Source organism: Brevibacterium sediminis, from assembly GCF_024895295.1.
GTDB lineage: Bacteria > Actinomycetota > Actinomycetes > Actinomycetales > Brevibacteriaceae > Brevibacterium > Brevibacterium sediminis.
Genome location: NZ_JAHQRN010000008.1, coordinates 41996 through 63662, shown reverse-complemented (window position 1 = coordinate 63662; position 21667 = coordinate 41996). Strand labels below are relative to the sequence as shown.

12 protein-coding genes are annotated in these 21667 nt (G+C 57.4%); 8 read left to right on the top strand and 4 right to left on the bottom strand.

Going from position 1 to position 21667, the window contains the following annotated elements; translation table 11 throughout:
- Positions 1 to 175: 175 nt before the first annotated feature.
- The gene (locus tag KTJ89_RS16535; protein WP_259358520.1) at positions 176 to 2068 is read right to left on the bottom strand and encodes a glycosyltransferase family protein; all 1893 of its coding nucleotides are present in this window, start codon (positions 2066 to 2068) and stop codon (positions 176 to 178) included.
- Positions 2069 to 2257: 189 nt separating this feature from the next.
- On the opposite strand from KTJ89_RS16535, the gene KTJ89_RS16530 reads away from it, so the two are divergent.
- The 8 genes from KTJ89_RS16530 (at position 2258) to KTJ89_RS16495 (ending at position 14912) form a co-directional block, all read left to right on the top strand.
- On the top strand, positions 2258 to 4234 hold the full coding sequence (locus KTJ89_RS16530) for a nucleoside-diphosphate sugar epimerase/dehydratase (RefSeq protein WP_259358519.1): 1977 nt from the start codon (positions 2258 to 2260) through the stop codon (positions 4232 to 4234).
- A complete protein-coding gene (locus KTJ89_RS16525; protein ID WP_259358518.1) occupies positions 4234 to 5271 on the top strand; it encodes an MraY family glycosyltransferase in 1038 nt (345 codons plus the stop codon). Before KTJ89_RS16530 ends, KTJ89_RS16525 begins: the two co-directional genes overlap by 1 nt.
- Positions 5268 to 6629: a glycosyltransferase family 4 protein gene (locus KTJ89_RS16520; RefSeq protein ID WP_259358517.1), complete on the top strand. Its 1362-nt coding sequence runs from the start codon at positions 5268 to 5270 to the stop codon at positions 6627 to 6629. Before KTJ89_RS16525 ends, KTJ89_RS16520 begins: the two co-directional genes overlap by 4 nt.
- Positions 6626 to 8371, top strand: coding sequence for a glycosyltransferase family 4 protein (locus tag KTJ89_RS16515; RefSeq protein WP_259358516.1), 1746 nt, complete (start codon positions 6626 to 6628; stop codon positions 8369 to 8371). Before KTJ89_RS16520 ends, KTJ89_RS16515 begins: the two co-directional genes overlap by 4 nt.
- Positions 8368 to 9249 (top strand): ABC transporter permease, encoded by an 882-nt coding sequence (locus KTJ89_RS16510; RefSeq protein ID WP_062239295.1) that lies wholly within the window; start codon positions 8368 to 8370, stop codon positions 9247 to 9249. The genes KTJ89_RS16515 and KTJ89_RS16510 overlap by 4 nt, the downstream gene beginning before the upstream one ends.
- Positions 9236 to 10543: an ABC transporter ATP-binding protein gene (locus tag KTJ89_RS16505; protein ID WP_259358515.1), complete on the top strand. Its 1308-nt coding sequence runs from the start codon at positions 9236 to 9238 to the stop codon at positions 10541 to 10543. Before KTJ89_RS16510 ends, KTJ89_RS16505 begins: the two co-directional genes overlap by 14 nt.
- Positions 10540 to 11421 carry a DUF6270 domain-containing protein gene (locus KTJ89_RS16500; protein WP_259358514.1) on the top strand — a complete coding sequence of 294 codons (882 nt, stop codon included), beginning with the start codon at positions 10540 to 10542 and terminating at the stop codon, positions 11419 to 11421. The genes KTJ89_RS16505 and KTJ89_RS16500 overlap by 4 nt, the downstream gene beginning before the upstream one ends.
- Positions 11422 to 11579: 158 nt before the next feature.
- Positions 11580 to 14912 (top strand): bifunctional glycosyltransferase/CDP-glycerol:glycerophosphate glycerophosphotransferase, encoded by a 3333-nt coding sequence (locus tag KTJ89_RS16495; RefSeq protein WP_259358584.1) that lies wholly within the window; start codon positions 11580 to 11582, stop codon positions 14910 to 14912.
- A gap of 98 nt (positions 14913 to 15010) precedes the next feature.
- On the opposite strand, the gene KTJ89_RS16490 is transcribed toward KTJ89_RS16495, so the two are convergent.
- From KTJ89_RS16490 to KTJ89_RS16480, 3 genes are all read right to left on the bottom strand, one after another.
- Entirely contained in the window at positions 15011 to 18688 is a 3678-nt protein-coding gene (locus tag KTJ89_RS16490) for a bifunctional glycosyltransferase/CDP-glycerol:glycerophosphate glycerophosphotransferase (RefSeq protein WP_259358513.1), read from the bottom strand.
- Between the two features lie 270 nt (positions 18689 to 18958).
- On the bottom strand, positions 18959 to 19924 hold the full coding sequence (locus tag KTJ89_RS16485; RefSeq protein ID WP_259358512.1) for a GT-D fold domain-containing glycosyltransferase: 966 nt from the start codon (positions 19922 to 19924) through the stop codon (positions 18959 to 18961).
- A gap of 29 nt (positions 19925 to 19953) precedes the next feature.
- Positions 19954 to 21225, bottom strand: a complete 1272-nt coding sequence (locus tag KTJ89_RS16480; protein ID WP_259358511.1) for a polysaccharide pyruvyl transferase family protein — start codon at positions 21223 to 21225, stop codon at positions 19954 to 19956.
- Between the last annotated feature and the right edge of the window lie 442 nt (positions 21226 to 21667).

Here is a 21667-nt window from a genome sequence, read left to right as displayed (position 1 = left end):
ACCGGAAGCGGTGGCGTCCCACTGCGAAATCTTCACAGCATGACCGCCACGCTACTGACCGGAGCAGACCGAAACCGCCCATTTCACCAACAGTTCACCTGGGGCATACGAAGAATTCCGCGGGCCGCTCAATACTGCCGAGCGAGTGTTCGGGCGAGAGCCGACGACCGGAACCTCAGAAACAGTAGTGGCCCGGAGCGTAGCCGAAGGCGTGGATATTCCCGTTGGCCAACAGGTGACTGTCGTCGACGCTCCACGTGTGGGCATGGTCGCCACGGACCTGGACGAAGTTGAACCTGTCTGCCGAGTAGATCCGGGCTCCGGAGCCGACGAGTCTCTGCTGGAGCTCAGTGTCCTCACCAAGGGTGCGTTCGGCGAACGGGTTGTCCAAAAGCGTCGACCGATGCGTCATCAGGGTCGGGCCCATGACGAGGTCGGTGAACCGGTGCTCGCGTTCGGGGAAACGGCAGATGACGATGTCACGGCCCCGGATATGCAGATAGTGTGCCTGCTTGCCGACGAGATCGGCATTCGAATAGCGCAGTGCCGCGAGCTGATCGCCCAGGTAGTGCGCTCCGTAGACATCGTCGTCGTCCATCTTCGCGATGACGTCGCCGGAGGCAGCCTGAACTCCGCGATTGAGGCAGACGCCCAACGGCAGCGCAGAGTCGACCTCGACGATCTGCAGATGCTCAACCCCTGCTTGTGCGGCGCGGGCACGCAGATCGGCAGGTGCCGCGAAGCCGTGGGCCACCAGCACGAGCTCCTTATCCGTGTGCAGCTGCGCGGCATGGGTCCGCAGAACCTCGCCGAGGTGGTCCGGCCGATTCGTCGACACCACAGCCGAGACGGACGTGGGGAATGGCTGCGCATAGTCCAGGCCGAGCGAATCCATCACCGTCATCGCTCGGTGAGTGTAGGTGTGCTCCGCCCAGATGCGTCGTTGGGCAAGATGGACGGTGCGGTCTCTCAACTCAGGACTGCGCACATAGGCACGCAGAGTCCACTCTGCTTCCTCCGGAGTCTCAGGTTGAGGGACCTCGGTGGTGGGGAAGAACTCTCGAGTCGCCGCACTCGGGGTGGTGACGACCGGGGTGCCGGCGGCACTGATCTCGAAGATCCTGCGCGCGCACATGCTCGGAGAGTCGGTGACGGAGTTGACGTTGAGGAAGACCTTGAAATGCTTATATGCCGTGAGCAGATTGCGGTACGGAAGCGACCCGACCACACGCCCGGCCAGGTTGCCTGGGAACTGATACCGCTCATCGTTGCCGAGGAAACGGGAGAAGATCTCCAGCCCATACTGCATCCTCGGCGATACGGCGTCAGCGGCACCGAGCAGCAGGTCCATCTGCTCCCTGCGCTCCGGATACTTGTGGGCGAAGTACATGCCCGCAAAGGCAATGTCCCTGGCAGCGGCATTCCGCGCAGGACGTGAGGGATTGTGGATCGCCGGCTGTGCGGCGAAGGGCAAGGCGGCGACCCTGTCGTGACCGAGTCTGGAGCGATACTCGGGGATCAGTCTGACATCGCTGGTGAAGACGACGTCGAACATCTGTGCCAGGGGCAGGAAATCCTCGAAGTGCGGGGGATCCTCTTTGTTCCAGAAGACGGTCGGAATGCCTCGGCGACGGCACTCGCCGAGCAGATCGGAGATCTCTGCACTCGGACCCGACGGGCTCGTGAGCTTGAACTTCCACTGACCGTCATTGCCACTCCAGGCGGACTCGACGAAGACGAAGTCGAGACCGTCGAGCTCGGTTGACCACTGTGTCGGCGACAGCGGGCGGAGCGACCACTCAAAGCCGAGGCTCTCGGCCGAGAACTCGTCGAGGACGGCCCCAACCGACAACCGTTCGAAGACCGGAAGGCGATGCTGCACCGGCAGGGGAGGAAACAGCTCCCCGAGGACCTCCGCGGACAGACTGCCTGTAGCGACCTCGGCGGAGGCTTCTGCGGCTCCTTGGACCAACGAACGGCGACGCCGCCACTTCGCGACTTGGCTGATTCCGCCGTTGCGCAGATGCCACACAGCGGTCCTCAATGTGCGAAGTGGTGTTTGCGGCACGGGGTCGAGTCCTCTCGGCGGTAGCCAGGGTGCGTGACGGGGAAGTGAATCGAAGTCAGGCGACGGCTGTCGACGCTCAAAGTTCACAGCGTCATTTATGTGTGAAACCTGTTAACGCCAATAGTACAATCGGAAAGTTGCAAGCGGCTTCGCGAAGTCGGACGGGGAAACCAGAATGAAAAGAGGACCGTGGGAAGCAAGTCTGACCCCATCCCCTCACGGACCCCTATGAGGCGGCTCGGCAGAGCCATGGCGCTGTCACTCATCGACGGTCTCGTCTTCGCGTTCCTCGTCGTAGCGATGACGCTGGTGCGATACGACTTCCACACTGAGCTCGTCAATGCATTGGGCATGTTCGTCTGTTCGGCGATCGGCCTGATCGTCTTCCTCATCGGCGGGCCGTTGGCGATCTATCGCGGACGCTACAGACGCGGCTCAACCGATCAGTTCGCCGCCATCGTGGGAACGGCTGCATTGGGCGTCGGCATCATGTGGGTTGCGGAATTCGCGCTCGCCAGCCAACTGCTCATCCCGACCAGCGTCCCCATCACGGCGGGAGCGCTCATGGTGGTGGTCAAGAGCCTCGAGAACTGGATTCGTCGCAACATGAGGCAACGCAGCCTCACCACGTCCGGCGCCTCTCGCCCCACGATCGTTGTCGGCGCAGGGGACCAGGGCATGCTCGCCCTCGATATGATCGCTCAGGACTCGCACAACGAATTCGTCGCCGTCGGCATCCTCGACGACGACCCCGCCAAACGGCATCTGCGCTACAACGGAATTCGCGTGCTCGGACCGATCGCCGACATCGCCGATCATGTCGATCGCACCGGTGCCGGGGCTGTGATCATTGCGATCTCCGACCTGCCTCCAGAAGAGCTCTCCCGCATCGCTTCGAATCTCGAATCCCGGCCGGTCGAGATCAAGATCATGCCGAAGCTCTCGGACTCCGCGCTGGCCCGCCCCGAACCGGACGCCCGTGACGTCGCCGACCTGCGTCACCGAAGCTTCCGCGATGTCAGCCTCGAAGACCTCATCGGACGCAAACCGATCTCGACGAATATCGACGACATCGCCTCGGCGATCACCGGCAAGGTCGTCCTCGTCACCGGGGCGGGCGGCTCAATCGGCTCACAGCTGTGCCGCCAGGTCGCCCGGTTCGACCCGGCCCGACTCATCATGACCGACCGCGACGAATCCGGCCTGCACGCCACCGAGCTCGGTCTTGAGGGTTCAGCCCTTCTGACCAGTGACGACCTCGTCCTCGGGGACCTGCGAGATCCAGCATTCATCGATGCCCTCGTCGCCGAGGCGAAGCCGGACATCATCTTCCACGCCGCGGCTCTCAAACACCTGACTTTTCTCGAGCGCTTCCCTGAGCAGGCAGTGCGCACGAACGTCGGTGCCAGCCTCGACCTGCTCAACGCGGCGGTGGCTCACGACGTCGATTCCTTCGTCCACATCTCCACAGACAAGGCCGCCGGGGCGACCTCGGTGCTGGGGCGGACGAAGTTCTCCATCGAGCGGGCGATCGCCTCTGTGGCTGGAGCAACCGGGCGGCGTTATATGTCTGTGCGATTCGGCAATGTGCTCGGTTCCCGAGGGTCCGTGCTCGAAACCTTTGTGGCTCAGGTGGCGGCCGGCGATCCCGTCACTGTCACCGACCCCGAGGTCACTCGGTACTTCATGACTGCCGATGAGGCGTGTGAGCTCGTTCTGCAGGCGGCGGCGATCGGCGGCCCCGGAGAGACCTTGGTCCTCGACATGGGTGAACCGATCCGCATCGCTGATCTCGCCAAGCGGGTGATCGCATTGTCGGGTCGCAGTGATACGCAGATCGTCTACACAGGTCTCCGCCCGGGGGAGAAGCTCACTGAAGCGCTGTTGTCGCCGGGTGAGGTCGACAGCCGACCCAATCATCCGCTGATCACTCAGGTGCCGATCGCTCCGATCGATCTGGAGAAGCTCGGTGCCCTGGTCGCCGAATCTCGTGACCCGCAGGTCTTCACTCACCGGGCGGTCCTCGAGGAGCGTTTGACGAGCCTCCTCGACTCTGAGTCAGTCCCGGTCACCGATGACGCAGCGGCGGCCATCGAACCGGCAGCGACATCATCAAGAGCCTCTGAGCCAGGCGCAGATCCTCATGACACCGGAGTCGGCCTCTGATGGCTCTGCAGTCGCTGGTGATCCTGGTTGTGGCCGCGGTGGTCACGGCTCTCAGCGCCCTCATCGCCTTCCCCTTGCTGCGTCGAGCGGGGGTTGTCGATGTCCCCTCTTATCGCTCTTCACATACACTGTCGACTGTCCGCGGCGGGGGAATCGCCATCGGCTGCGGCATCACCGTGGCAACGATTCTCGCCATGGTCTGGAGCGTCAGCGAAGACGGGGTCTTCGGCCTCGGCGGCGTCCTCCTGCCGATCGGTTTCCTGGTGCTGACCTGGTGCTATTCGGCCATCGGGATGAGCGACGACCTCGACTCCCTGCGTCCTGCTGGGCGACTGATCGGACAGGTCATCCTGGCTCTGCTGTTCAGCGCGATCATCGCGATGTTCTCCACTCAGGGAATCGCCCACGTGATCGCCTTCGCTGTCATCGGAGTGACCACGGTCAACGCCGTGAACTTCGTCGACGGACTCAATGGCTATGTCACCGAATGGACCATCGTCACGTCCGGATGGTTCGCCTTCGTCGGCTCCTGGGTGGGCGAGAACGATATCGCTCTGCTGGCTCTGGCGCTGGCCGGTGCTGCTGTGGGATTCCTCCCGTTCAACCTCGGTCGTGCCAAGGCGTTCCTCGGCGACACGGGCAGCTACGGAATCGGGGCGGCCGTCTTCGCTCTTGCGGTATGGCTGTTCGTTCAGGGAGTACCGATCGTCGTCATCATCGCCCCGATGATCTTAGTCTTCTTCGACGTCGGACTCACTCTGGTCATGCGACTTTTCCGAGGAGAGAACATTCTCTTGCCTCACCGTGAACACATCTACCAGCGGATTCAGCAGGCAGGGTGGCCGCACAGCTCCGTTTCTCTGTTCCACGCCGCGCTGAGCATCCTTGCCTGCATTATGGCCGTTCCGACCCTCATCAGCGGAAATACGGCGACGACGTACCCGGCCCATGTGTTCTGGGTCGGATTGCTCGCCCTCTACGCGCTTCTGCCCATGTGGTTGAACCGTCGAGCCCGTACGGAGGCTGTCACTGCATGAGAATCGTTCTGCTCAGTCATTACTACTACCCCGAGGTCGGCGCACCGCAGCGACGGTGGCGCATCCTCGTCGACCACCTGCGTGCAATCGGACACGACGTCATCACGGTGGCACCACACCCGCACTACCCGTATTCCGACCGGAACGGATTCTTCGGCTCCAATGTCGGGCGAGGTCGCCGTCGAGTCGACGTGCGCCTCGGCGGTACCTGGGACACCGGAATCGACGGTGAGCGGATCCTCCGCGTGCCGTACCTGCACAGCGGCTCGTCGATGGCTCGTCAGCTGCTCGACCAGACAGTGTCGGCGACAGGCGCGATGTCGGCGGTCATCGATCGGCTGCGAGGCAGAATGCGCCCCGATGTCATCGTCTCCACGACTCCGGCACTGCCGTTTCTGCTGGCCGGCGACACTCTGTCGCGTCTGCTGCGGGTTCCGCACATCGCTGAAGTCCGCGATGCCTGGCCCGACCTCATTTCGGAGATGAACCTGGTGACGGGTGCTGTTGGGAAGTTTCTTCCCGGGTCGCTGACGCAGCGTCTCGAACATCGACTGCTGCCGGACCTGCTCACTCGTGCTCAACGGCGTGCAGCGGTCGTCGTCGTCACCACGGAGGGTTTCAAACGTCGTTTGGAACAGCGTGGGGTGACCGCCGAGGTCGTCCGCAGCGGAGTCTCGCCGGCGGAGTTGGAAGGTGCGTCCGGGCTGACTGCAACGGGAGCGATTCCCCTCGTCCCTACGGCAGACGAGACGGGCACTGCCGGCGGCGAAGTCATCGGCAGGGCTGAAGGCGATCGCCGTGGACTCAACTTGCTGTACGTGGGCACGGTCGGGCGATCTCAGGATCTCAGCACCTCGATTCGTGCGTTGGCTCGCACCGAGGGCGTGCGACTGCGAATCGTGGGCGATGGCGTCGATGCTGTCGAACTCAAGACCGTCGCTTCCGCGTACGGTGTGCCGGTGGAATTCCATCCACAGATCGCAGGTGCCGAACTCGCGGCCCATTGGGAGTGGGCAGATGCCGGGCTCGTCAGCCTCAGCTCGCTCGACTCCTATGCGTGCACTGTGCCGTCGAAGCTCTATTCGCTGATGGCCCGTCGAATTCCTGTCCTCGGAGTCGTGGCCGGTGAGGCCGCGGACATCATCACCCATACCGCGGCAGGAGAAGTTGCGGTTCCCGGTGAGGTCGCTTCCGTAGCCGCGGCAATGAAGAGGATGCGAGAACGAGTCGAATCCGGTGAGGAATTCGGATCGAATCCGCCCTCAGGTCTGAACCCACGCGACTGGGTGGTTCGGAATGCTTCGGCGGCCGCAATGGGCCGCACATACGAACGGCTCCTTGAGCGGGTGGTTTCGTGAACCTGCGCTTCCTCGCACGACAGCTGACGAACGCTGTTCTGACCACGGCTGGTCATATCAACGACGACCGGGTGTTCTTCGGTATGCAGTTGGCACGTCGACTGCCGGGCCCTGCCTCGCGCTTCGTCGGACAAGCACTCGGACGTCTGCCAGGGGACGCCACTCGGGCGGCATCCGCGTGGCTGCTCGGAGAAGAGACGACAGCGAAGTCATTGGTCGCCGGATCCCCCTCGCCTTCCCGACTGCTCGGCGAGATCGCTCTCAATTTGGGACTCCTTGACGAAGCCGAATCGATCGCGGCTGCCGTTCCCGGTGCCCAAGCACTGAGCTCACGTATCGAGTGGACCAAGGGACACATCGACGAAGCCATCGCAGTCCTGCCAGACGGCGCACGCCGGACACGACTGCTCGATGAGCGACAGTCTCTGCAGCCTCAATGGTGGCCGGAGGTGTCGAGCCATGTCACGGCTCGTCGTGTACGCGGCAATGCCGACCTTGACCGAACTCAGCATCCGACGGCGCTGCATGTGCTGACGAACTCCTTGCCGCATACCCGCTCCGGATATGCGTACCGGTCACATGCCATCCTCACCACTCTGCGGGACGCTGGCCATCAAACGGCCGCGATCACACGCCCGTCGTATCCCGTGACCATCGGACGACTGAGCCAAGCACCGGTCGAAGTCGTCGACGGAGTCGAATACATCCGTGACGTGCCTCTGAGGCCACGACCCACGCCATCCGAGCGGCTGAGCGAGCAGGCGAATCACATCGCTGCTGAAGCCCGCGAACGTGGTGCTGAGATCCTCCACACGACAACGCACTACGTCAACGGCTTGGCCACTGGTGCGGCCGCGAAAGCAGTGGGCCTGCCATGGGTCTACGAAGTCCGCGGAGTCTTGGAAGAGACGTGGACGGCAGCAGGAAGCAGCCCGGAAGAGCGTTCTGCGCGACGGGACAGTCAACGCTTCGCGCTCATGCGGGCCAAGGAAATTGAAGTGGCGTCGGCAGCCGACGCAGTCATCACTCTGGGCGAGACGATGCGTGAGCACCTGATCGCCGGGGGAGTGCCGGCAGAAACCATCACTCTCATTCCGAATTCGGTCTCCGAAGCAGTTGTCGACACCGATGTCACCCGCACTCCGGCCGAGGTGAGAAAAAGCCTCAGTTTGCCCGAAGACGGAATCTGGGTCGGCACAGCAGCGTCGATCGTTGGATACGAGGGCCTCGACGACCTCGTCGATGCCGTCATCCTCGCCCGGAGCCAGGGCACGGACCTGCGGCTGCTGATCGCCGGCGATGGTGTCGCCCTGCCGGTACTGCGGGAACGCGCCGAGGTTCTGGGGGAGAACGCAGTCTTCACCGGACGAGTCTCCCAAGCCCAGGCAATTGAATACCAACTCGCGCTCGACGCGATCGTCGTGCCGCGCAAAGATGAACCAGTCTGTCGTCTGGTCACTCCGATCAAACCGATCGAAGCGATGGGTCTTGCAAGGCCCATCGTCATCTCCGACCTGCCGGCACTGCGTGAACTTGTTCCGGACAGCGCAGGCTTGGCGACACCGCCGGAGAACCCGCAGAAGCTCGCGGAACTGCTGTCCGAACTCGCCGCCGATGACACTGCGCGGGCAAGATTCGGAGACAATGGACGAGCACACGTACTTGCAACTCGCAGGTGGAAGGAAATCGGACGGCGATATGGGCAGGTCTATTCTCAACTCGTGGGGAGTGATGTGCGATGAGTGAGACGAAGAACCCCCTCGGGCTGAGTTCGATCCCGTCCGTGTCGAGCGAAGGTCTCGTGCCCGTCGGTCGACGGACGAGCCTGAGCAGCTACCTGGCCGCGCTGTGGAACCGCCGCCACTTCATCATCGCCGAGTCCCGAGCCAAGATGTCGAGCTCGACGAGGAAGAACATACTCGGCTACGGGTGGCTGTTCCTCAATCCACTGCTTTCGGTGCTCGCGTTCTGGTTCATCTTCGGTTACATCCTGGGGACCTCGCGAGGTATTCACAACTTCCTCGGGTTCCTCGTCGTCGGCGTATTCTTCTTCGGTTACACAGGTAAGTGCATGACTGGCGGAACCGGAGCGATCCGTTCCGGTGCGTCCATGATCAAGGGCTTCCAATTCCCACGCGCAGCGCTCCCGATCTCCACCGTGGTCCGCAATTTCCTTGACTTCATGCCGACCCTGCTGGTCATGGTGATCGTCCTCGCAATCGCCCCACCGCTGGAAGAGATCACGTGGAGAATCGTTCTGGTGATCCCTGTGGTGATCCTGCAGACGATCTTCAACGTCGGACTCGCCTGCTTCCTTGCGCGCCTCGGTCACAAGATCCCGGACCTCACGAACTTCATGTCGATTGTCAGCCGTTTCTGGCTCTACGGATCGGGAGTGTTCTTCTCCATCGAAGACCGACTGGACAATCACCCGGCACTCTTGGCAGCTATGCAGTACAACCCGATGCATGCCTACCTGACGCTGGTGCGCAACTCACTGCTCTACGGAGTGGATACAGATCCGAAGATGTGGATCGTCGGCACGGTCTGGGCGTTCGGCCTTCTCATCGTCGGATTCCTGTTCTTCTGGAGAGGGGAGGAGAATTATGGCCGACTCTGAGGTCCAGGAACCCAATATCATCGCGGAGAACGTCCAGGTCCGGTACACCGTCAACACCAACGATCCCGGCAGCAGGGCAACTGGTGTCCGACGCCTGACGAACAAGATCGTCGGACGGCAAGGTCAGACGACTGTGCGAGCGCTGCGTGGGGTCAACTTCGTTGCCCGCGAAGGAGAGATGGTGGGAATCGTCGGGGCCAACGGTTCCGGAAAGTCCACCTTCCTGCGCAACGTCGCCGGGGTCGAGCAACCGGACCGTGGCCGCATTCTCGTCCGTTACCAGCCGCTTCTGCTCGGTGTCAGCGCTGCCTTGCAACCCGCGCTGTCGGGAAGCGAGAACGTGCGCCTCGGATGTCTGGCGATGGGGTTGTCTCCCGAAGAGGCGGCCGAAGCCTTCGACTATGTCGTTGAGCTTTCGGCATTGGGGTCGGCGATTCACCGTCCGATGGGAACCTATTCCTCGGGCATGGGCGCCAGACTCCGATTCGCCATCGCCCTGGCGGCGCGCCCGAAGATTCTGCTCATCGACGAGGCCCTGTCGACCGGCGACGCGACGTTCGCCGAACGCAGCGAACGTGCAATGGACGAGCTCCTTGCCGAAGCAGGAACGGTTCTCCTCGTCAACCATGCCGCAAAAGTGATTCAGGAGCTGTGTACCCGCGCAGTCTGGATGCACCGAGGCGAGATCCTCATGAACGGCCCTGCCGAGGCTGTCGCAGAGAAATACCGCTGGTGGGCGTGGAATGTTGCGAAGGGCAAGGAAGACATCGCGGACAAGCTCCTGGCCGATGTTGTGAGCAACGCGGTCAAAGAGGAGATCAACATCCTCGAGCCCGAACTCATCAAGAATCCCATCCCGCGGCACGCAGCGCGCCCGTCCAAGACGAAGGCCGCTCCGGCACGTCATGTGAAGCGACAGGACACGGTCGACGAAGTCGAAGAGACGCCGACTCCGATGTTGGCAGCTGCCGAGGAGCAGGTCTGGCCAAAGTCCTTCGACGCCGAAATGCCGAAGGCCAAGTTCCCGGCTCTGCCCAAACCGGCCTCTCAGGCAGTGAGTTCACCGCGAATCACTGATGCCCCGCCTCTGCGGCTCAATCCCAGTAAGAAACGCGTCGTTCTGAGAGCAGCGAACCCGAATGACCGTGCTTCGTCGGTTGCAGCTGCGGATGACTTCACCGGCCGGAGGCTCGCTTCTCGCGCGCGAAAGATCGCCGATGCACGGTATGAGGAGAGGCAGCGTTTGCGGCAGGAAGACGAGACCCCGGTCGTTCACCAGGATTCGCGCCGATGAAGATCGCAATCTTCGGTTCCTGCGTGAGCCGTGATACGGCGGAGTTCATGCCTGAGGCTGAGGTCGTAGCCTATGTGGCCAGACACTCGGTGACGAGCTTGGAGTCTCCGCATGGGACAGCTGGAATCGATCTCAGCGATCTGACCTCCGCCTTCCAGACGCGCATGGTCACCAGCGACCTCAACGGGAGCGGCCTCGAGCGGATCGCCAAGAACGCTGAGGACCTCGACGTTGTTCTTCTCGACTTGGTCGATGAACGACGGGGATTCTGGCGTTTTCCCGATGGTACGACCATGACGAACTCACTTGAAATCGAATCCTGTGGCGCTGCTCGCGCAGCGCGCCGCAGCGGTGCACGGCTCGTCGAGTTCGGCGCTGACGAACACTTCGACCAGTGGAAGTCAGGCTTCATCACCCTCATTGAAGGTCTCAAGGATGCCGAACTGTGGGAAAGGACTGTCCTCCTCGACATCGAATGGGCGGGCGCTCTCGACGGCGCACAGCATCCACAAAACGACGGATTCGCGAAAGCAGGGCGGCAATGGCGTCGGCTTCAGCGAGGATCTCGCGAGGCGGGCAGGGAACTGTCACGAGGTCGTGGATTGGGCGAGGCATTGCAGAGCCTGCGAAATATCAAACCGACCGAAGCAGAAGAGTATGCAGATCGGGCGCTGTCGGCCAATGCAGACTACATCCGGTATCGTAGAGAGGCGCGATCGCTGACAGCGTCGTCAGTGGTGAGAGAGAGTCGTGAGCTTCGGATCGACCGGGATCACAAGTGGGGCCCGCAGCCTTTCCACTTCCGACATGCTGACTATGAGTCGATCGTCGAAAGCATCCGTCAGCAGATGAAGAGGAACGGTGGTGAGGCCATGTGAGCGGACAGCAGTGGCGTAAAGCACTGTGGCATCTGCGGCATGGCGGTGTCGAGGGGTTCAGGGATTTCCGGCGAAAGCGGGAGTCGGAGCTCGCTTCGACCAGATCATCGACCGTTGGATCCCCCGATCAGGATGGCACGGACACTCCGACGTTGAGTGTGATCGTTCCTGCATTCAACGCGGGTGACTTCATTGACCGTTGTTTGAAGAGCATCCTCAACCAGATCGGTGTGTCATTGGAAGTCATTGTCGTCGACGACGGTTCGGCCGATGACACCGTTGAAAAGGCGGAAAAGCATTCTCACAGTGCTCAGCCGGTAACGGTCCTCACCGGAACTAACGAGGGGCCGGCGCGTGCACGCAATCGCGGAATCGACGCTGCTCGTGGGAAGTACATCACCTTTGCTGACGCAGACGACGAGGTGCTGCCGTGCGCGTATGCGACGCTCGTTGACTCGCTTGAACGAACCGGTTCTGACATTGCCACTGGGGCGTATGTTCGTATAGGCTCAGCCGGCCGGTCCAGGCCGAAGCTGACCGCGCGAGTACATGCTCGCCAGCGGTTGGCAGTGCGGTTGGACGATATGCCGGAGCTGCTGGAGGAACCTGTCCTGTGGAACAAGGTGTATCGGCACGATTTCTGGAACCGTCATGTAGGCGAGATGTGGGGGTTCTCCAACTACGAAGACCAAGAACCCGTCTATAGAGCACTGGTCGGTGCTGCGGCGATCGACGTGCTCACGAACGACGTGTATGCGTGGCGATTGGCCGATGGTCGAGACACTCGTTCCAAACGCAAGGCCGAGCTGAGTGACCTGCAGTCGAAGCTCGAAGTCATTGAGGCGCTCAGAGCGACCCTTCACCATTCATCCGGTCACGTTATCGAGCAAGCATATGCGATCTGGATGGGCACAGACCTTGCTATGCACGCCGAGTACCTCGACACGGCAAACAAACGGTTCCGCAAGACCCTCTGTGAAGCGGCCAAGACTCTTCGAAAGACGATGCCGAAAGGCGCTTGGAAGCTCATGCCGGCGCAGGAACGTCTCTACATGTGGGTTGTGGCGTCCGGAGACTTGGACGATATCGAAGAAGTCCTCGGAACCAGGATGGAAGAGACTCGAGCCGTGCCGCTCGAACTGGTCGACGGTACGTGGGTGGTCGCGCCGACGTATCTGTCTCGGCTGAAGACCGATGTTCCGCAGCGGTTGCTTAAAGCGCAGCCTGTCGACTTCAAACCCGTCGTCATCGTGCGAAATGCGCGTTGGATCGGTGAACAGCAGATCGAGCTCCAGGGGTGCGCCTACATTCCCGGGGTCGATCCGGGACGGACCACATTCCGTATGCAGGGCATCATGGATGGGGCGACTGTTTTGGACTGTGCTGTAGAGACTCGTAACGACAATCGAGTGGACTTGGACGTCGGTGATCCTTGGCGGACTTATGAAGCCGGGGGATTCACGGTTCGCGTTGATGTTTCCGGTCTGGGTGACATATCGCCACGAGGTATCGACCTGATCGGCTCCTTTGAAATGCACGGGATGCATCTCCAAGCCCCGGCTGTGTCGACAGCGGTAGTGGGAATGATTGCTCCTAGCCCGATTCGGGATTCAGGACGCCTGACAGTTGTCACTGACGAGCGAAGCGAATTGTCGATTCGTCCCGTAGACATGCCCAGTGATCCAGTCGTCGTGAAGAATGTCGAATTCCGCGGGCGGGACTTGACGGTGACTCTCGACCGCTCTGCGAATGTACGTGGTTTGTCGATGCACTCTGCCGGAAACAAGGTCGAGCTGGAAGCAAACGGCCCCTCAATCTTTTCGACCGCACTGCCTGAACTTCCCGAGCGATTCCAAACCCATGGGGAACGACAGTGGAGGCTATTCGCCAAGACCTCCGAAGGAAATAGCGTTGATGTGTATCACGCATCCGTCGACTATCTTCTGCCTGGCACCTCCTCCGTGCGTCTTGCGGCGAATTCCGCCGGCAAGGTGAGGTTGGCGCAGCGATTCCGGCGAGTGACTGTAACGGGTGCGACAAACGACCGGGACAGACTGCTGATCATTGGTCGGATCGACCCTCCGGAAAGACTAAAGGTCGTGCTCAAATCCTCCGAGCAGACGATTGAGCCTGCAGAGTCTGCATTTCACGCCGACGGCAGCTTTACCGCAGTGTATGACCTGACGACGACAGGGGCAGAGGGAGGCAAAGTTGCGGCGTTGGCAGGCGGCTACCACCTGAAGTACGGAGAAACTACGAAGCAAGCCGACAGTTGGGCCAGGGCTGCTGGCAAATTGGCCATCCGACCGGTGGATTGCTTTACCGAGTGGAACACACTCCGGGTCGAAGGAAAAAGCTCTGGCGCTGTTTCCGTAATGGCATCCCCGCCATGGGCGTCTAGTGAGCGGTCCAAGTACGGTCGCTTCCAGCTGCGCGATAAAGACTGGGGCCCGCTGACGCACGGGATAGTATTCGAGTCGTATAACGGAAAGAGCGCCAACGACAACCCAAGGGCGATCTTCGACGCCATCAGACAAATACGAACCGATATCCCACTCTATTGGTCGGTGCGGGACCGAAGGGTCGACGTGCCAGCTGGAGGAGTTCCAGTTGTCGAAGGTACGGCGCAATGGCACCGTGCGCTCGCTACCAGTCGAGTGTGGATAAACAATAATAATTTTCCATACTATGTTCAGAAATCGTATGGACAGTTCTACCTCCAGACGTGGCACGGAACGCCAATAAAGAAATTGCTTTGGGATATACCTCGGCGTCAAACTCCTCTGACTTACCGACGTCTTATGAAGCAACAAGTTCGGCAGTGGGATCTACTCCTCGTCCAATTCGAGTTCGCTGTTGAGAAATTACGGTCAGGACTCGGCTACACAGGCGACATATGTGTTGTAGAAGCTCCGCGAAACAAGCGTATACACGAGCTTTCAGGATGTTCTGCAAAAGCTCGTGACCGGTTAGGAATTGAGCCAGAAGAGAAAGTTGTGCTTTACGCGCCTACTTGGAGAGATCGACACCGATCCGGCGAGGCATTGAAGTGGGATGAATATTTTGATCCCAACGCGTTGGCGAAACTAGTTGATGCGAAAGTTCTCGTGAAGTCACATCATGTGAGTACTGCGAAACCGCTGTCCATTTCTCCGAGCGTATTGGACGTGTCCCGTGAGCCACATGTTGAAGTACTAATTGCGATTTCTGATGTGCTCGTTACTGACTATTCGTCAATCGCATACGACTTTGCTCTTACTGGCAAACCTGTAGTGCATTTTATCCCTGACCACGATTCGTATGTTCGCGAGCGGGGACTCTATGAGGGGTGGTCGACAAACGCAAGATTAGCGGAAGATTACTCAGGCTTAGTGAGGCTCTTAGTGGCTCAACTTAAGACGAAAAATTCGGATGTGCCGACCGCCGACAATTTCGAAAAGGAGCTAAATGATTTGATCAGCCTCATTATGACTCATGCCATCTCGACGTGAATCAAAACACACGGGGTCCTGAAACCCAAAGTGACGGATTCAGGCGAAGAAGCCAATGCAGCTGCATGTTCTTGTAAAGGTTAGCGAACAAAATCACATTAGCTGAAAAGAGCACTGACCTCGTCAATGACTCTCTGTGCAGCGTGCCCATCATCTAAGCCAGCGAACTTCTTCACAAAATTGCTATAGCGTTCCGTAGATTCCACCGAAAATATTTGATCTGACTTGAGGATATCGATTACGTCCGCCCCTGTATGGACCATAGGTCCTGGTGCTACTGAGCTAAAGTCGAAGTAGAAACCCCGCACAGAATCACGATAGGTAGACAAATCGGGGCACAGGAAAATTATAGGCTTCCCGGTAACGACATAGTCGAACATAATTGACGAGTAGTCGGTAATGAGGACATCGGAAGCAGCGATAAGCGCATTGATATTCGGATGCCGACTCACATCAAGGATAGCGTCGGCATACTTTTTCGGTGCAGCATTCAGGGCGTTTGAGTGCCCACGGTAAAGGATTGAAGAAGACCGTCCAAGCTTCTTTGCGGCGGAACTTACATCCAGGAAGTCGACAGAGCTGTAGTGACCCGACGGCTCCTTGAGGTTATCGCGCCACGTCGGTGCGTACAGGACCGCCCGTTGGCCTGGATTGATTCCTAGATGCCTTCTTGTCTCGTCTCTTAAGGTCTCAAGTTCATCTCTCTGCGCCAAGATGTCATTTCGAGGATAACCTGCGGCCAGAACAGACCCGTCGTATTCGAATGCGTCTTTGAGCGTTTCTCCAGCCCACGCAGACTGTGCAAGCAACAAATCCCAGTAGGAATCAGCCTCCCGTGCCATCAGTTGTCGATAACTGAGGGACAGACTCTTTGCAGGCACGTGTCTTCCGATCTTCTTGAGTGGCGTGCCATGCCAAGTTTGAATGTAAAACTGTTCAGGAAGTTTGTTGAAGAAATAGGGAAAATTATTATTATTGATTAGGACGCTAGCTGAACTTGCAGCTTCAAACCATTCCCGACTTCCGAAGATAACAGGGACCGCACCATCAGGTACTACGGTTCGCCGATTTCTTACAGTCCACAGTCGCCTGACTTCAGGGAATCTATTGCCTATTTCCCTATCGAGAGCTAGTGGGGAGTCAGCAATCGAATTTCCTGAAAAACTCTCAAATAAAACAGAAGATGGATTAAGTTGACGACTCGGGGCAACAAATACCTGCGAATTCTGAGCCTGATTCCATGAGCCAATTTCAGAGCCTGGATCTAAGGGTGGGTCGACGTCAATTCGCACAGACCTGCTGGTGCCGATGGTATTGACAGTAAGTAGGCCCGTTGGAGTCAACGTTTGGTAGGGTGTCGAATCCTCAAGACCGTAAGAAGCACTTATCCAGGCCGAGGGCGGGTGCGCCTTGCCAGTCGCCAGTAACAATTGAAGTACGTAGCGATCTCCAACTAGCGAAGTCTCTGTACTTGAATCAGTCAGAGAGAACTGTACATCGAAAGTCCCAGTCGAGTGGTCTGCAGTAATTGTAGAAGGATGGATAACGTTTCTGGCTCCAACGAGGGCAAACGTTGGAGTTATAGACCTTGCAAGATTTGGATCGATGGTGAATGTACCGGTTACTCGGACTGAGGTGCCGTCTGTAGCGACATCAACCTGATCCGCAGTAGCGGCTTGTTGTGCTCTATTGACCTCCGCGTAACCAAACCCGGTCAAGCCGATAGAGAAGCCTCCATCTCGCCTTCGTGTGGCCTGACAACGATCAATCGCTAGAGCCCACCTCATTCCGGAGGCTGACACGATGTGTACCTGGAATTGGTCGACAATCTTTGACCTTGATAGTGGCAAGCGGGGAAGCGCGAGTTCGAATTCAAGGTAGTTTTCTACGAGATGGCCTGAACTTCGAATGACCTCTTTCGAGCCCGCGGACAAGACTATTGCAAGCCCAGTGCCATCGACGCTTGTTGCTTCGTTAGCTAATAGGTCACTGGCACATTCGGGGCGAAGGCGAACGTGCAGCGAGCCGTGGGAGATCTGGACCTGACTTGCAACGATCTTTGGCTTCAAGACAACAATACTGGTGTTTTCGCGGGGATCGCCCTGCACCGCAACCCGGGCGCCACGGTCTGTCATATTCGACGCGAGAGGATACCCCGCTGACGAAAGCAGATCGCGTCGAACCGTAGATGCCGTCCAAGTGAATTCAGAGAGATGGAGGTGAATTCTCAGCTGTAACTCCGTGCTTTGCGACGATTCAGTTTGATCCGCAAGCTCATCGATTACGTACTTGGGAATCTTTAATTCAAAACGGCGATCTTGATAGTTGTTGTAATCAGTTGAGAAGCGAGCGGGTACAGGGCCCATCAGACGATTTACTTCCAATGTCGAAGAAACCGATTGAGATTCCGAATTGAACAGATCGGCAGAATAGCCGTAATCTAAATCAAAGTTGGGCAGATATCCAAAACCAGTAAAGACAGCGTTGCCATTCGCGTCAGTGTTAAAAGAAGTAAGTTCTACCTGAGGTTTGACACTATCTGGGGCCACCGTTTGCAAGTCGGCAGGTATCTCGAACGGATGTCCATCAGCGCGTTCGACAGAAAACTTCAGACGTCCGCCTTCGAGCACACCACGATACGAGTTCTTCGTTTGTTCAAGTCTGACTAGAAGTTGGTGGAGGTCAGTACGACTTTGGTGAGCAACGTAATATGTAAGCAGCCTTCTAACTGGATCAATAGATTCAAAAGCAGATGCTGGCGCTTCATTCCAGAGCGTCAGTGCACCTTCTGAAAGCACATCGAAAAATTCAGGATCAGCACGGGGCACTTCTCGTATGTAGTAGTACAGATCTTCGCCGAGAGTCTTTGCATACCAGTAGCGCAAGTACTCCGGGTCGGAGTCTCCAACAATACGCCTGACTTCGAACGCTACATTCAGGCGCTGATTTAGGTCAGAAATACTGGTCTTCTGTTGAGTAATCGATGAACTATCTTCACGCAGCCGCCAGTTATAGCCGACCTCTTTTAGAATATCGAGCTTCGCTCCGCCGATATAAAGTTTGGCGGTACATTCCTGGTCTTCGTATAGTGTTCCTTCAGGGAAAGAACCAACGAGGCGATCCCAAGTATCTCTCCGGTATACTTTATTCCAAGCGAAAACGTCCCACATGATAGGCGGAAAATCCTTACCCGATACTCCGAGACGTTCTTCCTCGTGCGCTAGATGAACCCAAAATGGTAGCCACCTGTTCTTGCTGTCGAATCTGGCAACAGAACTTATGCACACGTCTGAACCCGTTTCGTTCAACGAACTCATCGCGCGTTCATAGGTACCTGGTGGGATAGTATCGTCTGAATCCACAAAGGTAATAAATTCGTTTGTTGAGTTTTCGAGACCAGTATTGCGCGCAGCGCCTAATCCCGCGTTTTGCTTGTGTATAACACGGACGCGTTTGTGCCTGCGAGCATAGTCGTCCGCAACCGAAGCCGTTCCATCGGTCGAGCCGTCGTCAACCACGAGCACATCAAGATTGGAGTAAGATTGCCCAAGTATAGATTCCAGGCACTCCGATAGGTAATTCTCAACATTATAAGCTGGAACAACAACTGTCACCTGTGGTCCCGCCAAAGTGTAGTTCACGGCGTTAGACGTGTCAGTAGTCTCGTGCCGTTTGTAAATCGGTGCACCGACGGCTTTACGGAAGCGTTTAGAATCCACAACAGTATCGAGGCCAAGCCTCCGCAAAACTTTAGCTACATTGGACTTGGCGGTCATTGGCGTGCTGGCTCCAGTACTAGTACCTGTGGACTGTGGGTCCTGCCATGGTAGCATCGGCGCGACGATTCCGATCCACCGATTACGCATTGGTGACGCGATACATATTGGAGAGCGTTGCAGGTGGTAAAAACGCCTGGTAAGGAAGGCTATGGGCTAGTGTCTAGTTGCTTCTACTTGTAGTAGTCGCCGATTTGCGCGGAAATGGCTTACGCATGAGTGGACAACCTACACAGCGTGCTTAATGACGTGGTGGTTCACCCCCTTGCGTCATTGACGACTGAGCGGCGTCTTCTCTGGGACGGTGAACCCTTCGAAGATGTTGAGATACGCTCCGCTGAGGTGCCCTATGTCCAGTGCCCTGCGTCCGTTCTCTGCGAGTAGTCGGGAAAGCACCGTTCCAGCGGGACCGAGTGATATCAAAAATATATCGGAGTCTCTTGTTTTCGCGATCTTGATAATTCTTTCGATATCGGAGAAGGCGTCTGTAGGCGTTGAGTCTATCCGTTCAATCTTAGAAGCGGAGTCGAATAGGGCCGGCACAATGTCGAATCTGGATCCTTTGCCTGTTATAACGCTTACAGATTTGTTGCGCCAAACCTCTCTCCATAGTTGAACAGCAGACTCCCCTAAGAATTGGAATGCCAGAGGGCGGGACACATGGCTGTTGCCATAGGTTTGGTCAGGGTGAACTAGCGTTTGGAGCCGGCCCCAGATTTTAGGCCAAAGCTTCAAATAGTTGGTGTTCCTCATGAATTGAGGCAGGCCTATTAGTAAGTTAGGCTCGCGGGTTGCTGCTGTGCATTCAAGTGCATCAATGAGCTCGAAGCTATTAGTTTGAAAGGCCAGATTGCGCCATGGACTCAGCATCAATTTGAACTCCCCATCGCCTAGCCTAGAGAATGAATCGTTGCTGTCGGCAAGTCTTTCTAGCGTCGATTTTAGGCTCAGTTGGGAATCGCTTAGGAAGTTCCACACTGAATCGAGAGTTGGTGCGAGCGCTGCACTTGCGAAGTAGTCTAGGATGTCAGCGCGACTGTCCGGCAACTCGGACACTTTGCGCAGGTCCTGTTGGAGCTGCGCGACTCTCTCTAAGAGTTCTTTCTGACTTCGCTCGTGTCGTCGAAGTAGGCGCTCTTGAATCTTGAGGACTTCCGTCTGCTGTTTTAGAACCTCCAATAAGTCTGAAGTTGTGGCGTACTGTTCCGGTTTGTGTTCTTCGACTGAGTCGTTCACTTATCGGGGTCCCTCTATTTGGCGATAGACTATTTGGAAAGAGACTTGATTCGTCTATCGAGATCTTGCACTTGAGCTGTAAGGGAAATAGCCTTGCGTCTTAACTCTGCGAACCGGGCGTCGTTCTGGTCCATCTCGGGAGCTTTTACCGGAGGGTGGTAGTTGACACTGGACACAGACTCGAAATACGCCGCACGCTCAGTGGCCTTACCTTCGGACAACGTCGTGGTGAACCCATTATCTTCCAGATGTCGTACTACCTCCGCAACCTGTTCTCGCCGATGTGTATTGAAGTCTGCATAGTCTAAGTGGTCCCAGATGTCTTCTGGATTTTTGATCTTTTCGAGTCCCGCTGGAGTTACGAATGGGATTCTGTGATACTCCGCGAGTTCTTCGGTCCTTAGGTCGTGTGCGATTAGTAGCGCGGGTGTGCCTGAAGATATCGCTGAGACTGCGCCGTGTATCCTTGGGCCGATGGCCATGTCGAAACTCCGCATTCGTGAGATCCAAGGTGCGGCGTCAAGATAGAACTCGACTTGCTTGTTTACGAAGTGTGGATGCTTCAGAAGTATCGGTTGAAGACTTTCCCGGGATTCCGGGTATGTGTCGCGGGACCAGAACATTGCCTCTAGGGTCTTAATGTCCTGGGGGAAATAGGTGAGGGTTGAATTCGATTGGGATAACCTGGTAAGGAGTTCTCCCATAATTTCTTTTGAAGTTTCTACATTGTAAGCGATATTTTTTCCGAAGTTGTTTGGGGCCGTGTCAATCTTGAAGTCTGGTCCCATTCTTGTGAGTGAGGGGCACCCGATTACTTTGACCTGATCGAATCCCAAGCTGTTCAAATATCTTTTGGTGGCTTCGCCTCGCACGGTGATGTATGTTGAATGTTCCAAGACGGCCCTGCAGAATGCTTTTACTGAACCGGAGATTGAGGCGAGGGATGAAAAGTTGCTGTCGCCGTGTTCGACCTGTGCCCCTCCGCTCAGCATCGCAAAGGGTATTTTCAAGTTTCCGATAAAGTGGGTAAGATTGTCTAGTTCGTTTTTGAAAGCGGGTCTGAAGCAATTCGCTAACGGTATGACGACCCCGTCGTATTCTTCGTTAACCTTTGCTGCCAGATCCTTGCCCTTGAAGCTTGCTCGTGTATCAGTTTGCACGGAGTTGGTGCCTAGGAGCGCATGAGTAGCGGCCGCGAACAGTAGGTTGCCGCTGTTGTGGCCTATGGTGTCATTGCGAAGTGTCTCCGCGGGCCCGGCGGGCACTAGCGGATGCTTTGCGGCGCGCATGAGCAGTTTCATTAGCACTCCTTGGTATTGAGTTCTGTGACGGAGTTAGGGTGAGGCTGGCAAGCAGTCCGCTTCATTGTATGAACAGCCTACCTTAGAACCGGATGCGTCGGTGTCCCGTCGTAAGTCGTTGTCCAAATTTATTTTTTGGTGCTTTGCGTTGGTGTACTTTAAACGACTAGGCAAACGTCGCCATTCGTTTTTTGTGTCGTGATGGGAGCGCTTCTGGTGTTCGGCATAGCGGTGATGAGCCCGTTTGGTTGAAGTTGGTATTCAGTTTTCTAATGATTGAAATTCGAGTTTTGATGTTTGGTCGTATTCGGTTGTCTGTTCTTCATATAGAGCGAGAGCCTCCTTGTGCTGTTCCATTTCATGTTCGTTTTATTCTGGTGATGTTCGCTCTTGTGGGATATCTCCGTGGATTTAGTAGTTTTCGTCTGTCAGTCGAGTGTGG

Coding starts and splice junctions, on each gene's coding strand:
- KTJ89_RS16525 (WP_259358518.1), top strand. CDS start 4,234: ATGGCTCTGCAGTCGCTGGTGATCCTGGTTGTGGCCGCGGTGGTCACG.
- KTJ89_RS16520 (WP_259358517.1), top strand. CDS start 5,268: ATGAGAATCGTTCTGCTCAGTCATTACTACTACCCCGAGGTCGGCGCA.
- KTJ89_RS16510 (WP_062239295.1), top strand. CDS start 8,368: ATGAGTGAGACGAAGAACCCCCTCGGGCTGAGTTCGATCCCGTCCGTG.
- KTJ89_RS16505 (WP_259358515.1), top strand. CDS start 9,236: ATGGCCGACTCTGAGGTCCAGGAACCCAATATCATCGCGGAGAACGTC.
- KTJ89_RS16500 (WP_259358514.1), top strand. CDS start 10,540: ATGAAGATCGCAATCTTCGGTTCCTGCGTGAGCCGTGATACGGCGGAG.
- KTJ89_RS16490 (WP_259358513.1), bottom strand. CDS start 18,688: ATGACCGCCAAGTCCAATGTAGCTAAAGTTTTGCGGAGGCTTGGCCTC.
- KTJ89_RS16480 (WP_259358511.1), bottom strand. CDS start 21,225: ATGAAACTGCTCATGCGCGCCGCAAAGCATCCGCTAGTGCCCGCCGGG.